General features: G+C 59.1%; 12 protein-coding genes and 1 tRNA gene. 12 read left to right on the forward strand and 1 reads right to left on the reverse strand.

The annotated features are described in order from the left end of the window. The first annotated feature begins 31 nt into the window (after nucleotides 1-31). Together AC1AWD_RS00435 and AC1AWD_RS00440 are read left to right on the forward strand one after the other, a co-directional pair. The gene (locus AC1AWD_RS00435; protein WP_476563126.1) at nucleotides 32-877 is read left to right on the forward strand and encodes an ABC transporter ATP-binding protein; all 846 of its coding nucleotides are present in this window, start codon (nucleotides 32-34) and stop codon (nucleotides 875-877) included. Next, nucleotides 874-2,325, forward strand: a complete 1,452-nt coding sequence (locus AC1AWD_RS00440; protein WP_476563127.1) for an FtsX-like permease family protein — start codon at nucleotides 874-876, stop codon at nucleotides 2,323-2,325. The genes AC1AWD_RS00435 and AC1AWD_RS00440 overlap by 4 nt, the downstream gene beginning before the upstream one ends. A gap of 117 nt (nucleotides 2,326-2,442) precedes the next feature. Here the strand turns inward: AC1AWD_RS00440 and AC1AWD_RS00445 are convergent, their stop codons facing one another. Beyond that, nucleotides 2,443-3,387 carry an AEC family transporter gene (locus AC1AWD_RS00445; RefSeq protein WP_476563128.1) on the reverse strand — a complete coding sequence of 315 codons (945 nt, stop codon included), beginning with the start codon at nucleotides 3,385-3,387 and terminating at the stop codon, nucleotides 2,443-2,445. Between the two features lie 293 nt (nucleotides 3,388-3,680). On the opposite strand from AC1AWD_RS00445, the gene dapE reads away from it, so the two are divergent. The 10 genes from dapE (at nucleotide 3,681) to nusG (ending at nucleotide 14,730) form a co-directional block, all read left to right on the forward strand. Continuing rightward, nucleotides 3,681-4,838 (forward strand): succinyl-diaminopimelate desuccinylase, encoded by a 1,158-nt coding sequence (dapE, locus tag AC1AWD_RS00450; RefSeq protein WP_476564498.1) that lies wholly within the window; start codon nucleotides 3,681-3,683, stop codon nucleotides 4,836-4,838. Nucleotides 4,839-5,262: 424 nt separating this feature from the next. Then, nucleotides 5,263-7,959: an Rne/Rng family ribonuclease gene (locus AC1AWD_RS00455; protein WP_476563129.1), complete on the forward strand. Its 2,697-nt coding sequence runs from the start codon at nucleotides 5,263-5,265 to the stop codon at nucleotides 7,957-7,959. A gap of 152 nt (nucleotides 7,960-8,111) precedes the next feature. After that, the gene (gene rplU / locus AC1AWD_RS00460; RefSeq protein ID WP_476563130.1) at nucleotides 8,112-8,420 is read left to right on the forward strand and encodes a 50S ribosomal protein L21; all 309 of its coding nucleotides are present in this window, start codon (nucleotides 8,112-8,114) and stop codon (nucleotides 8,418-8,420) included. A 39-nt stretch (nucleotides 8,421-8,459) separates the two neighbouring features. Further along, a complete protein-coding gene (rpmA, locus tag AC1AWD_RS00465; protein WP_476563131.1) occupies nucleotides 8,460-8,711 on the forward strand; it encodes a 50S ribosomal protein L27 in 252 nt (83 codons plus the stop codon). A 106-nt stretch (nucleotides 8,712-8,817) separates the two neighbouring features. Next, entirely contained in the window at nucleotides 8,818-10,479 is a 1,662-nt protein-coding gene (gene obgE, locus AC1AWD_RS00470) for a GTPase ObgE (protein ID WP_476563132.1), read from the forward strand. 163 nt (nucleotides 10,480-10,642) lie between these two features. Further along, complete coding sequence (proB, locus tag AC1AWD_RS00475) at nucleotides 10,643-11,776, forward strand: glutamate 5-kinase (protein ID WP_476563134.1); 1,134 nt, start codon at nucleotides 10,643-10,645, stop codon at nucleotides 11,774-11,776. 285 nt (nucleotides 11,777-12,061) lie between these two features. Further along, complete coding sequence (locus AC1AWD_RS00480) at nucleotides 12,062-13,267, forward strand: pyridoxal phosphate-dependent aminotransferase (protein WP_476564500.1); 1,206 nt, start codon at nucleotides 12,062-12,064, stop codon at nucleotides 13,265-13,267. A gap of 261 nt (nucleotides 13,268-13,528) precedes the next feature. Continuing rightward, nucleotides 13,529-13,604 (forward strand) — tRNA-Trp (locus tag AC1AWD_RS00485). A 37-nt stretch (nucleotides 13,605-13,641) separates the two neighbouring features. Next, nucleotides 13,642-13,869: a preprotein translocase subunit SecE gene (gene secE / locus AC1AWD_RS00490; RefSeq protein ID WP_476563135.1), complete on the forward strand. Its 228-nt coding sequence runs from the start codon at nucleotides 13,642-13,644 to the stop codon at nucleotides 13,867-13,869. A gap of 24 nt (nucleotides 13,870-13,893) precedes the next feature. Beyond that, nucleotides 13,894-14,730, forward strand: a complete 837-nt coding sequence (nusG, locus tag AC1AWD_RS00495; protein ID WP_476563136.1) for a transcription termination/antitermination protein NusG — start codon at nucleotides 13,894-13,896, stop codon at nucleotides 14,728-14,730. Nucleotides 14,731-15,022: the final 292 nt, after the last annotated feature.

Below are 15,022 nucleotides of genomic sequence, written 5' to 3' on the forward strand. Positions count from 1 at the left end.
CCATCGTCGGAGCCTCGGTAACGTCGAAACCATGACAACAACAGTGAATCCCGTATTCGGCGGCGCAAACGCGCAGCCCCCGGACACGACTGCCCCCGAACGGCAGACCGGCCAGACCAGTCGAACCAATACCGGCATCCCGTTGATCCTCACTGCACGGGACCTGGTCGTGGACTACACGGTAACCGCCCGCACGGCGGACGCCCACGCGGTCACCGGCATCATCTCGGCCACCGGATACGCGCCGGCGCTCAACCACGTCGACTTCATCCTGCACAAAGGCGAAAGCGTCGCCGTCATGGGCCCGTCCGGTTCAGGAAAATCGACGCTTCTACACGCCATCGCAGGCATCATCCGCCCCACGTCGGGAAGCGTCATCTTCCACGGAGCGGACCTGAGCGCCATGCCGGACGCGGCACGAACCGCGCTGCGCCGCACCGCATTCGGATTCGTCTTCCAATCCGGACAGCTCCTGCCCGAACTACCGGCCATCGAAAACATCGCATTGCCGATGATGCTGGCAGGAATCGGATACCGACAGGCCACCGACACCGCGATGCTCTGGCTGGAACGGCTGGGCCTACGCCAACTCGCAGCACAGCGTCCAGGCGAAATGAGCGGCGGACAGATGCAGCGCGTCGCCATCGCACGCGCGCTCGCCATCCGCCCCGCCATCGTCTTCGCCGACGAACCGACCGGCGCACTCGACCAAAACACGGGCCGCGACGTCATGGCCATCCTTATGGAGGCGTCACGGGCCAACGGTGCCTCGGTCGTCGTCGTCACCCACGATCCGAACGTCGCCGCGTTCTGCGACCGCGCCATACTGTTGCGCGACGGCCGGATCGTCAGTTTCGGAAACGAGGCCGTCCAATGAACACCTTCTCCCTCTGGAGGCTGTTCCACAGGCCCGGAATGCATGGCAGCGGGCACACGTCCATACTCGCCGTCATCGCCTTCGCCTCGGCCACCGCGATCTTCCTCACCGTATTGGGCGGACTGCACGGCTTCCTCTGGCGGGCCTCACCCGACCACACTCTCAAGTGCATGCTCGGCACGCGGCGCTGCGCTCCGGGCACACTGGACGAATGGGCGGCGCGAATCGGCGACCCCAACGCCCCAGCGATCTTCGCCGGCACCTACGTGATTTTCGCGGTATTCGCATGTCTGCTGCTCATCGTGCCCTTCGTCGCGCTCGCAGGCTCCGCTGCGCGACTGGCCGCGGCACGCCGCGACAGCCGGCTCGCGGCCCTGCGACTGGCCGGCGCGACGACCATGCAAGTCACCAAGCTCACCGCATTGGACGCGGCAGGCCAGGCCCTGACCGGCGCGGTCATCGGTATCGCAGGCTACTTTGCGCTGATGCCGGCCATCATGCTGCTCAACTTCCAAAACCAGCGTTTCACCTTCGAACAGCTGTGGGTCGGCCCATGGGCGCTGCTCGCCGTACTTGTTTGCGTCGCCGTGCTGGCGCTCGTCTCATCGCTGATCACATTGCGCCGCGTGGCCATCACCCCGCTGGGCGTCAGCGCCCGTACCGGCGAGCCGCTGCCGGCGCGATGGCGCATCGCCGTCTTCATCATCGTCATGGCGGCCGCGGTCATCGTATTCAAGAATCCCGACATGCTCACCGACTTCAGCGATATGGTCGTCTACGCGGTGATCTTCGGTTTCTTCTTCATCTGCTTCGCCCTCGTCAACCTCATCGGCTCATGGATCGTGACCGTACGGGCCAAAACGAAGGCGCGCCACCCGAAGGACGCGGCCACCATGATCGCCATGCGCCGCATTCTTGACAATCCCAAGCGCGCATGGCGCAATGTGTCGGGCATCGCGCTGGCGGTGTTTATCGCAGGCATCACTTCGGTATGCGGCTATCTGGCGAGCGGCGCGTCGGCCTCGGGGACTTCGCCGGACGATCCCGCCCTGGTGATGATGCGCGACATCGGCACCGGGGGCCTGCTGACGCTGGGTTTCGCCGCCGTCCTCGCCGCAGTCAGCTCGGGCGTCATGCAGGCCGGCAGCGTGTATGACCAGGTCGACGAATACCGCATGCTCGTGCTCGAAGGCACCGACCTGCGCACGTTGAATCGGGCGCGATTCGTGGAGGTGATGACGCCGCTCAACACGGTCGTCGTGGTGGCGGGCGGCTGCTCGATGTTGCTGATGCTGCCGCTGTTCGCCATGATGATGTCCAAGCCCGCGACATTACTGAGCTTCGCCGGCGGCGTGGCGTCATGCTACGCGCTGGTCGCAGTCGGCGCCTTCGCATCCAATCGTGTGGCCGCCTCGTTGAACCTGACCGATTGGCGCGCCGACGACTGACGGCACGGCGGCGCGGCATGGCGTACGCGGCATGGCATGACATGGACGCCGTCTCACGCCTGGGCCGCGCCCAAGGAGACGTGCTGAGGCGGGCTGAGGCATGCCGTACGCCTCGCCTCAGCCCAGCAGCACGGCAATCAAAGCGATGAAAATCGGCGATGTCATCGTGCTCATCAGAATGCTGTCGCGCGCGAACGTCATGCCGACCTCGTATCGGGCCGCATAATTGTAGACGTTCTGTCCGGTCGGCAGCGCCGCCAACACCACGCAGGCATACAAGGTCGCGCCGCGGAATCCCATCACGAAATATGCCAGCAGGAACGCGAAAATCGGCATCACGATATTCTTCAATGTCGCGACCGTGAAGATCGCGGGCCTGTCTGACGCATTCTGCAGCGGCTTCGTGCCGTGCAGCGACATGCCGAACGCCATCAGAATCATCGGTACCGCGGAATCGCCGATCATGTCGATCGGGTCGAAAATGAAATTCGGCACGATGAACACGCCGGTCGACGCGTCGATTGCGGAAACGACGATGCCGAGCAGCGATCCGATCAGCAGTGGCTGGTGCAGGGGCTGCTTCAGAATCTCCTTTGCCGACACCTTACCTTTGGTGGTCACATCCAGTACGGTCAGGCCGATCGGCGTGAACAGCGCCTGCTGCATCACTAGAATCGGCGCCACCAGCGCGCCGTTGCCGAGAATATAGGTGGCGATCGGCAGACCGATGTTATTCGAATTCAGATACAGCGATCCCAGCGCGCCGATCGCGGCGTCGGCGGCCTTCATATGGAAGAACAGGCGATTCAGGATCAGAAAGGCGACGCCCACCAGCATCGCCGAAAGAAATGCGACGATGATCGACGAATGGAAGATGTCGAAAATCGGCTCCTTCGCAAGAATCGCGAACATCAGGCAGGGACTGGATACGAAGAAGCTGAAACGATTGAGCACCATCTGCGCGCTAGGGCCGCCGATGCGCATACGCGCGGCGACATAGCCGGCCGCAATGACGATGCCGATAACGCAGAATCCCTGCAAGGCGTTGATCAGACCCAGCATGCGATGTCCTTTCGTGATGTCCGTGATGGGCGCGGCATGGTCATGTTGCCGCGTTGTCGTCGCGTTGGCATGGTGCGGTTCCACTGTGTGTAGCGTCGTCGTATTGCGATGCCGTCGAAAACAGCCGCATTCTAGTGTCCGTCATCGTTGTCGTTACAGCACGATGTGTCTCACGTGATGATGCTGCGGCCGCAGTGTTGGCGCGCCTATGCCTGATAATGGGACGCATGAACGAACAGGATTTTGGTGATTTGAAAGAAATCGAATGTGATGTTGCCTCCGGCCCTGCCGGCATGCAGCAGGCGTTGAACGATCTGATGGAACAGATTATGGGCGTCTATTCGGTCAGCGACGACGAAGGGCCGCTGACGGATTTGGTTGAGCGCTTTCTGAAGAAACAGTCGCATTTGACGGTGCGCCGACATGGCGACACGTTGGTGGCGTCGACATCGTTGAGACGTGAGCGGCGTGTGATTTTGTGCGGTCATCTTGACACAGTGCCGGTGATTGATAATTTCCCGCCTCGCTGGCTGGAAGCAGGAGACCCCGCGATTCGTGAGGAGATCGCCTCCGCGCATCCTGGCGAACGCGTGATGTGGGGGCGTGGCGCCACCGATATGAAGGGCTCCGATGCGGTGATGCTGTATCTGGCGGCTGCATTGACCGAGCCTCGCTATGACTTGACCTACGTGTTTTACGATCATGAAGAAGTCGTTGCGGAAAAGAACGGTCTGCGCAAGGTCGTACAGGCTCATCCCGACTGGATCGCCGGCGATTTCGCCATTATCGGAGAACCTACCGATTGCGGCATTGAAGGCGGGTGTAACGGTACGATGCGCTTCGATGTGATCGCGCACGGCGTCGCCGCGCATTCGGCACGTGCCTGGATGGGGGAGAACGCCATTCATAAGGCGGGGGAAATCCTTTCACGCTTGAACGCGTACGAAAATCGCACGATCGAAGTGGACGGACTCGCTTATCGCGAAGGCCTGAACGCGACGATGATCTCAGGCGGCAAAGGCACGAATGTGATTCCTGACGAGTGCCGCGTGCATGTGAATTATCGTTTTGCGCCCGATAAGACGCTGCCTGAAGCGAAGGCCCTGATGATGGGCGCCGATGCCGGCGCCGAAATGGGCAATGGCGAGCATGTGGCCACCGGCGGCGTGTTCGAAGGATTCGGCATTGAGATGAAGGATGAATCACCGTGTGCGCGCCCCGGTCTGTCTGCGCCGTTGGCGCAATCGCTGGCCGGCCTGGTGAAGGAACGCACGGGGTACGATCCCAAGCCAAAGCTCGGGTGGACGGATGTGGCGCGTTTCGCTCAGCTCGGCATTCCAGCCGTGAATCTCGGTGCGGGCAGTCCGCTGTTGGCGCACAAGCAGGACGAGCAGCTGCCGGAAAGCGATCTGACGCTGATGGCGGGAATTCTGATCGACTGGCTGGGCTGATCAAGGGCGGATTACCGAGGTGCACCCCGTCCCCACTCCACTCCCGAACGCCGCAAATCGTCATATCAGTACGGATATGACGGCTTGGGGCTGATTTGTGCGTGATGGCACGCCCTATGGCGCATTGTGCGTTATATTGCAAGGGTTTGTCTGAACAGAGAGCAAACCGTCGGAAAAGTGTGCCATACTTAAGGGTGGTGATTCTGCAAATCACCACAGCAGTCGATGGCGTTGATCCCCTCGCGTGAGTTTTTCCGCGAGCGTCGGTGTCCGCCGTCGCAGGAGCTAGGACTTTTGACGGAATTGCCTCCTACGGGCGCCATGAAGCGCGGTCACGGTGAGAGCGTGATGTGACAAACGTATGGGGTGTTGAGATATAAGGCTATGCGATTGCAGCGCATCGCCAAGGAGCATTGTGCCCAGAATGACTACTGAGGTGCTCAGCGAAGCTGAAGCCACCGTTGAAGCTGTGTCTAATTCGGCCGCGGCATCCGATGCTGCGCAGGCTACGCCTCGCCGCCGTCGCGGCGGACGTCGCGTTGTGCGTGATTCCGGCGCTGCCGGAGCCGCGCTCGCATTGAAGGTCGAAGACCATTCCATGCCGCTGTTCGAAGAGCCGGTATTGCCGTCGAAGAAAACGGAATCCGAAGAGCAGGCGCGCCCGTCCCGTGTCCGTTCCTCGCGTACCGCTTCCACTGGTGCCGCCGAAGATAACGAAACCGAAATTCGCGCCCGTCAAACCCGCGCCCGCCGTCGTACCGTTTCCGCGTCGCAGGAGAATGAGTCTGGCGTCGAGCGCGTGGCGGATGACGTCGATACGCTGCCTGAAGCGCATGATCTGCCGCGTAGCGCCGCTCCGCGTCCGATGACGTCGCTGTTGTTCCAGGAACCGGTGTTGCCGGTGTCTCGTCCGCGTGTGGAAGACGCGCGTGACGAGGACGAATCGGAACCTCGCGACGACGAGAATACCGCGTCCGAGCGTTCGTCTCGCCGTACGCGTACTCGTCGTCGTTCCCGCGACAATGCCGAAACTACCGAAAGCCGCGAGCGTTCTTCTCGTGACGAACGCGATAATCGCAAGAATCGCAAGAATCGCAGTGAATCTGACGATACTCGCGACATCACCCGCGATATCGAAGAAATCGTCGACGAACTGGACGACACCGCGCGCTCCCGTCGTTCTCGCCGTCTGAATGCGCAAGAGCGTCGTGCCGCCGCCGAAGTGGAGCAGATTGAAGAGGATCTTGTCCTTGACGACATCACCTATGCTCCGATCGACGACGAAACCCACACCAACGACGATCAAAATTCCGACGATGAACAGCCGACGCGCACCCGTCGCCGCCGTCGCTCCCGCGTGAGCCGCGATGAATCCGCCGCAGCTTCCGAAGAGGAAGAGAGCTCGCGTCGTCGCGTTCGTGATGATGAAGACGACGAAGAAACCACGGTAACCCGTCGGCGTCGTCGCCGCCGCGGCGCGACGAAGAGCGTCGAAGAAGAAGAGCAGTCGCTGGTGCGTCGTTCGCGCAAGCAGCAGTACATCGATGAAATCACCGACGTTGAAGGCTCCACCCGACTGGAAGCCAAGAAGCAGCGTCGTCGCGACAATCGCCGCGAACGCAGCCGCCAGAATCAGTTGATGGAACAGGATTTCCTGGCACGTCGTGAAAACGTCGAACGTCTTATGGTGGTGCGCGAACGCGAACGCCATACGCAGATTTCCGTGATCGAAGACAACGTGCTGGTTGAGCATTACGTTTCCGATATTCAGGAAGTCGCCACGGTCGGCAACGTGTATTTGGGCCGCGTGCAGAACGTGCTTCCGAGCATGGAGGCCGCTTTCGTCGACATCGGTCAGGCCCGTAACGGCGTGCTGTATGCCGGCGAAGTCAATTGGGATGCCGCACGACTGGAAGGTCAGCCACGACGTATCGAACTGGCTTTCAAATCAGGCGATCCGGTGTTGGTGCAGGTGACCAAGGATCCGATCGGTCACAAGGGCGCGCGACTGACCTCGCAGGTCACCCTTGCAGGACGTTTCCTCGTGTTGGTGCCGTCCGGCGGAATGACCGGTGTCAGTCGTAAACTGTCGGAGCGCGAACGTAGCAGGCTGAAGTCGATCGTGTCGAAGATCGCGCCGAAGGATATGGGCGTGATTATTCGCACGGCCGCCGAAGGCGCTTCCGAAGACGCAATCGTCAAAGATCTGGAAAGCCTTGTGCGCCAGTGGGAGCATATCAACGCCAAACGTGAGGAATTCTGGCATGGTAAGCGTCCGAAGCTGCTGCAGGGTGAGCCGGATGTTGCGATTCGCGTCGTGCGAGACATCTTCAACGACGACTTCAGCAAGATGATTGTTGAAGGCGACCGTGTGTACAGCCGTATCGAGGAATACCTCGATACGATGGCACCGGATTTGAAGGAAAAGCTGGAGAAGTGGGATCCTGCTGAACACGAAGGCAAGGACGTGTTCGACAAGTGGCAGATTGATGCTCAGCTGCGCAAGGGCATGGAACGTCAGGTCTACCTGCCGTCCGGTGGCTCGATCGTTATCGACCGTACCGAAGCGATGACGACGATCGATGTAAACACCGGCCGCTTCATCGGCAAGGGCAAGAGCCTTGAAGAGACAGTGACGCGATGCAACCTTGAGGCGAGTGAGGAAATCGCACGCCAGCTGCGTCTGCGTGACATCGGCGGCATGGTCATGATCGACTTCGTCGACATGGTAATGCCCGCCAATCGTGATTTGGTGTTGCGTCGTTTGGTGGAATGCCTAGCGCGAGACCGCACGAAGCATCAGGTGGCTGAAGTCACCAGCCTGGGCCTGGTCCAGATGACGCGCAAGCGCATCGGTCAGGGTCTGGTCGAAGCGTTCTCCGAAGAATGCCCGACCTGCAAGGGCCGCGGCTTCATTCTCCATGACGAACCGACTGTGTCCGCGGATTTTGACGATCCGTACGCTCTCAAGGGCGGCGATCCGTTCGTCAAAACCAATAAGCATGGTCATGGCACTGACGTGCAGGCGCCGCAAGGCTCCTCGCCGGACGTGAAGGCCAAACTCGCGCAAATCGCGGCAGCTGCAGTAGCTGCGAACAACGCTGATTCGGGCGAAGAATAAAAGAACGATTGGGACGGCAGCGTGTCGAACTTGACACGCTGCCGTCGGACTTGCGTTTGTACGCAGGGCAGTGTAGATTAGATTGTCGGTGTCTGGCCGCGAGGCTCGAACGTGCCGGGCAGTAAGCTTTCCAAGTTAATAAAGGAATAGATATGTACGCTATTGTGAAGGCCGGCGGCCATCAGGAAAAGGTCGAGGTCGGTGACGTGATCTACGTCAACCGTCTCGCAGCCAAGCAGGGCGAAACCGTGGAATTCCCGGTCGCTCTCGTTGTCGACGGTTCCAAGGTTACCTTGGGCGCCAAGGATCTTGCCAGCATCAGCGTGAAGGCTGAAGTTGTCAACGATGAGGCCAAGGGTCCGAAGATCAACATCATGAAGTATAAGAACAAGACCGGCGTTGCTCGTCGCAAGGGCCATCGCCAGCAGCTCACCGCTGTTAAGATCACGGCTATTGCCTGATCGTAGCGGTAGCGAAGTCAAGTACCGAAAGGAACAGACATGGCACATAAGAAGGGCGCTTCCAGCTCGCGCAACGGTCGCGATTCAAACGCGCAATACCTCGGTGTGAAGAAGTTCGGTGGCGAAGCCGTTGTGGCCGGTAACATCATCGTTCGCCAGCGTGGAACCAAGTTCCACCCAGGCCAGAACGTCGGCATGGGCAAGGACCACACCCTGTTCGCTCTGACGGACGGCAGCGTGAAGTTCGGTGTTCGTCGTGACCGCAAGGTCGTCGACGTGATTGCCGCCTGAGCACACGCATCATAGCTTTAAGCCGCGCCCCCACTGGGACGCGGCTTTTCTTGTATCATGCATTTTCCCAAAGCTGTATATCGATTCCCCCTCGTAAGGTGAATACATGAGTGATTTTGTGGATAGAGTAACCGTCCACGTCAAGGGCGGTGATGGCGGCAATGGCTCTGCCGGTGTCCGTCGTGAAAAGTACAAGCCGTTGGCTGGTCCGAATGGTGGCAACGGAGGTGATGGCGGTTCGGTGATTTTCGTCGCCGACGTCAACGCCAATAGTCTTCTTGATTATCGTTTTATGCCGCATCGCACAGCCGGCAGCGGAACCATGGGTTTGGGCGACACCAAAGACGGTTCCAAAGGCGACGATTTGATTCTGCCGGTTCCGGTCGGCACCATCATTTTCGAAGCCAAGGGCGAGCAGGGCAAACAGAAGCATCCTGGCGAGCAGCTTGCCGATCTGCGTCATGCCGGTGACCGTTATGTTGTCGCAGCCGGTGGCGCCGGCGGTTTGGGCAACGCTGCATTGGCGAACCGTACCCGTCGTGCCCCGGGCTTCGCGCTGCTCGGCGAGCCGGGTGAAGAACGCGATGTGATTTTGGAGTTGAAGTCCATCGCCGACGTCGCACTGGTCGGTTTCCCTTCGGCCGGCAAGTCAAGCCTTATCGCTGCGATGAGCGCCGCCAAACCGAAGATCGCGGACTACCCGTTCACCACACTGGTGCCGAACTTGGGCGTTGTGATGGCCGGCGATAGCCGTTACACCATTGCTGACGTGCCGGGTCTGATTCCTGGCGCCTCCGAAGGCAAAGGCCTTGGTCTTGAATTCCTGCGTCACATCGAACGCACCGAAATCATCGCGCATGTCATCGATTGCGCCACGCTTGAACCGGACCGTGATCCCATCAGTGACTACCATGCGCTGGAACACGAGCTGGGCGAATACGCCGCCAAACTGGAACTGCCGCTGGGCGCCATCCCGATTCCGGAACGCCCGCGCATCATCATCCTCAACAAGGTTGATGTGCCGGAGGCGAAGGAACTGGCCGAATTCGTGAAGCCGGAATTCGAAGCGATGGGTTTCAAAGTGTTCATCGTTTCCACCGCTTCTCACGAAGGCCTGAGGGAACTGACCTTCGCGCTGGCTTCCCTGGTCGCCGACATGCGCAAGGAAGTCACCAAGCGTGAGCAGGCCGAAGACGAAGAACGCGTGCTGATCAAGCCTTTGGAACAGCCGCAGTCTCGTCGTCGCAGCAACGTTCCTAATTTCACCGTTGAACGCAAGGAAGACGGCAACGGCGACTTCTGGTACGAAGTCACCGGCGCCAAGCCCGAACGTTGGGTTATGCAAACCAACTTCGACAATGACGAAGCCGTCGGCTATCTGGCCGATCGTCTCGCCAAGCTGGGCGTCGAAGATGAACTGCGCCGAAAAGGGGCACGCCCGGGAGACGAAGTGCGTATTGGCCGAGGAAACCGTGCAGTCGAATTCGATTGGGATCCGACCATTGCCGCAGGCGCGGAAATGCTGGACGGCACGCAGCTGGGCGCCCGAGGCGTCGATCTGCGCCTGGAAGGGCAATCCGGACGTTCGCAGCGTCGTACCAATGCGGAACGTCGCCGTCAGTACCACGAAATGATGGACGCCCGACAGGCCGTTCGCGAAGCGATGTCCGCCGAACGCAAGGCCGGCCACTGGGCCGACCCGAGCATCGACGACGATCGTCACGACGAAACCAGCCTGTTCGGTCGCGGCGAAGACATGAACGAGTAAAACTCGTTATGGTGCATCAGGCGGGGCGCTTTTAAAAAAAGTCGCCCCGCCAATCATCAATCGCAATAATCATTGCAAGATCACGCTGTATCATCGCGATATCAAGCATTCGTGGTTATCACACGCATACCGCACGTCGCATCACATATCAGGAGACGTCAACATGAGCACACCGTCACAAACGGAAGTGCGCGCTGCCATTGCACAGGCGCATACCGTCGTCGTCAAAGTCGGCTCCAGCTCGCTCACCCAACCATCCGGGCGTCTTGATGTCGGCAAACTGAATGCATTGGTCGCAGCATTATCACAAGTGCGACTGATGGGCGGGCGCGTCGTACTCGTCTCTTCCGGCGCGATCGCAGCAGGATTCGGGCCGCTTGGATTCGACGCTCGTCCCCGCGACGTCGTTACGCAGCAGGCCACCGCGTCGGTTGGGCAGGGGCTGCTGATGGCGCAATATGAGTCGGCGTTTTCCCGATACGGCGTGCGCGTCGGCCAGATTCTGATCACAGCAGAAGACACGATTCGTGCCACGCAATACCGCAACGCGCAACGCACGCTGCTGCGCCTGCTGGATTTGGGCGTGGTACCAATCGTCAACGAAAACGATGCGCTGGCTAGCAACGAAATTCGTTTCGGGGACAATGACCGATTAAGCGCACTCGTGGCAAATTTGGTGCGCGCGGACGCGCTGGTGCTGCTTACCGATGTGGAAGCGCTGTATACGGCGCCGCCGTCGCAGCCTGGTTCGAAACGCATCGAATTTGTGGCGAATGTTGTGGACGCGATGGACAGCGTCGAAGTGGGCGGCAGCACATCCGGCGTGGGCACAGGCGGCATGGTCACCAAACTGGAGGCGGCGCGCGTGGCGGCGATTTCCGGCATCCCGACTGTGCTGACGTGCGCGTCGAATGCCGGTCCGGCGTTGATGGGAGACCCCGTCGGCACCGCATTCGCGCCGGTGAATGGGCGAGATTCGTCGCGTCGTTTGTGGATTGGATTCGCTGCTAATCCGCGCGGCACTCTTGTTGTGGATGCCGGTGCGGCCGAAGCCGTGCGCGGCGGATTGGCGAGCCTGCTGGCAGCCGGCGTGCTGGAAACATGCGGCGAGTTCTCTGCAGGCGATCCGGTGTGGATCGACGATGAAAACGGCACGCATATCGCGCGTGGCCTCGCCGGCTTCGATTCCGAGGAAATCCCGCAAATGACAGGCCTTACTTCGGCACAGCTCAAGAGCCTTCTCGGCGAAGAATACGCCCACCCTGTGGTTCACCGTGATAATCTCGTCCTCGTCTAGCCTCGTCTTGGTCTAGTGCATCTCACCTCGCCTCATCCCACTCTTCCCAGCCTTCATCCCGCCTCCACCCCCATTCTTCCCAGCCGCGAAAATCGTTAAAACCACGTGGTTTTAACGAAATGGGCAGGTTTCGGCTCCCTAAACCGTTAAAACCACGTGGTTTTAACGGTTTTGCGCCCTTTCAGACCCCGAACCGTAATTTTCCTAGGGAAATCACGATTCGGGGCGGTTGGTTGAAAGCGGAATGTGTTGGGACTGCCTGGGGATAGCATGAGAGCCATGACTATGGCACAATGGCAAACTCTTTCCGATCGTGTTCAGCAAGTGGCTCCCAGCGCAACGTTGGCTGTCGATTCCAAGGCAAAGGCGATGAAGGCCGCCGGCATCGACGTCGTCGGATTCGGCGCAGGCGAGCCGAATTTCCCGACTCCGGCTCCGATTGTCGCAGCTGCCGCCGAAGCAGTGCAGGATCCGAAGAACTATCGTTACACGCCGACTCCCGGTCTGCCGGAACTTCGTGAAGCCATCGCACAAAAAGTGAAGCGCGATTCCGGCTATGACGCCGCTGCCGACCAGGTCGTCGTCACCAATGGCGGCAAACAGGCCGTATACGAGGCTTTCCAGCTGCTGCTCAACGATGGCGATGAAGTCATTATTCCGACGCCGTATTGGACGAGCTACCCGGAAGCCGTGAAGCTGGCCGGAGGTGTTCCCGTCACCGTGTTCGCCGGTGCGGATCGTGCATTCGAACCGGATATCAACGCCATCGAAGCCGCTCGCACCGAGCGCACGAAGGTCATTATCGTGACTTCTCCGAATAATCCGACCGGTGCCGTGTGGAGCGAAGAAACCATCAAGGCCATCGGTGAATGGGCCGTCGAACATCATATTTGGGTTATTTCCGATGAAATCTACGAGCATCTCAACTATGACGGCGCGAAGACCACGTATATTGGCGCTGTCGTGCCTCAAGTGCGCGACCAGCTGCTGGTGTTGAACGGCGTTGCGAAAACGTATGCGATGCCCGGCTGGCGTGTTGGCTGGATGGTCGCTCCGGTGGAAGTGGCGAAGGCCGCATCCAAGCTGCAGGGCCACATGACGTCGAATGTCGCGAATGTGTCGCAGCGCGCCGCTTTGCAGGCCGTTTCCGGCTCGTTGGATGCCGTGTATGAAATGCGTGAAGCGTTTGACGTTCGCCGCAAGGCCATTGTCGCTGCGTTGAATGCGATCGAAGGTGTGCACTGCCCGACCCCGACAGGCGCTTTCTACGCATTTGCTGATGTGACTGGTCTGCTTAATCGTCCGCTGGGCGACAAGGGCACAGTGTGCGCGTCGTCGTCTGAATTGGCCGCGGCTTTGCTGGATGAAGCGCATGTTGCCGCTGTGCCGGGCGAAGCGTTCGGTGCGCCCGGATATTTGCGCTTCTCATATGCGGTCGCCGATGATCAGATCGAGGAAGGAATGCGCCGCTTCGCTGAATGGGCGGAATAAAAATGATATTCACATGGTGATTGTTCCGATGTGATTCTCGCGATGTGATATGACGATACGATATGGCGATGCGACTCGGTGACATGCCGAGAAGCATCGCCATTTTTTGTTGGAATTCCGGCATTTTTGCAATTTTTATGACAAAGTGATTGGACGGAATGAAAAAATGTCGCTATTATTTCCACTTGGCAGTTTTGCCGCATGTTCGAGCCGTGGCTTGCAAAGTTCCACGCCTCCATGTAGCATGGGCAAAGTTCACCTAGGGATGTGGCGCAATTGGTAGCGCAACGGTCTCCAAAACCGTAGGTTGTGGGTTCGAGTCCCGCCGTCCCTGCCAAGTTTTTTTATCTTCAAAAAAGCCAGCGGAGGGTATGATGGCGAAGACAAGCGCTAAGGAAAAGGTCGTTAAGCCGAATATCTTCGTGCGAATTGGCCTGTTCATCAAGCAGATTATCGACGAACTGCGCAAGGTTGTTACTCCGACCGGCAAGGAATTGTTCTTCTGGTCTCTGGCTGTTCTTATTTTCGTGATGTTCTTGATGGTTCTCGTTACCGTCATGGATTTCGGCCTGGGCAAGGCCACGCTGTTCATGTTCGGCTGATACAGACATATAAGGTGATTGTGAATGACTGACGAAGTGAATTTCGAAAACCTCGACGCTTTGCCGGACGTTGAAACTGATGACGTCGAAGAGCGGGACGTTCAGGCTGTCGATATCGATTCCGCGGTGGAATCTGCGGAAAACGTTGAATCCGAATCTTCTGAAGTCAGCGAAGAAAACGAAGATGCTGAAGCATCCGAGGAAACCGCTGAACCTGATTCCGACGATGATGACGATAATCTTGACGCCGGCGCGAAGGCTGTTGCCGAATTCTCCAAGAGCTTGCGCACGCTGGAAGGCAAGTGGTACGTGCTGCATACCTACTCCGGCTATGAGAAGCGCGTGAAGACCAACGTCGAGTCCCGTGTTGCCAGCTTCGGTCTTGAAGACAAGATTTTCCAGATTGAAGTTCCGATGGAAGAAGTGGAAAAGCACACCGACAAGGGCAAGAAGGTCATCACCCGCGTCCGCGTTCCGGGCTATGTGCTGATTCGTATGTATCCGGACGAGAATGCCCGCCGTATTGTGCGTGAAACCGAAGGCGTTACCGGTTTCGTTGGTCCGACCAAGGATCCGGCTCCGCTCAGCCGCAAGGAAGTCGTCGCCATGATGGCCCCGATGATTGCTTCTGAAGCGCTGAAGAAGGCCGGTGACAAGCCTGCCGCGGCCAAGAAGCGCACTGTTGAGGTTTCCTACGCTGTTGGCGATCAGGTTACCGTCACCGATGGCCCGTTCGCAACGATGGCTGCCGTCGTCTCCGATGTGGAGCCGACCACGCAGAAGCTCACCGTTCTGGTGTCCATCTTCGGCCGTGATACGCCGGTCGAACTGGGCTTCAACCAGGTTGAGAAGTTGCAGTAGCCCAACTTATAAATCGTCAAGGCGATTCCATCCTCCGATGGAGTCGCCTTTTTCGTATCTTTCCTCCCTCCTCCCCTCCTCTTGTCTTCCCACCGTCTTCTCATCAGCAGATGTGACCGTTTTGAGGCCTGAAAACGGTCAGACTTGCTGATGGGGGCGCTTTTCTTCTGCAGGAGTGATCGTTTTAGGCCATCAAAACGGTCACACCTTCTGGTGAGGAGTGGGGCGAAAGGGTTGGGTGACATGTTGTGGTGATGTCGCGGCGTGTCGGCATAATGAGAAAGCTTGTGTC

This window comes from Bifidobacterium sp. LH_512 (genome assembly GCF_056356435.1).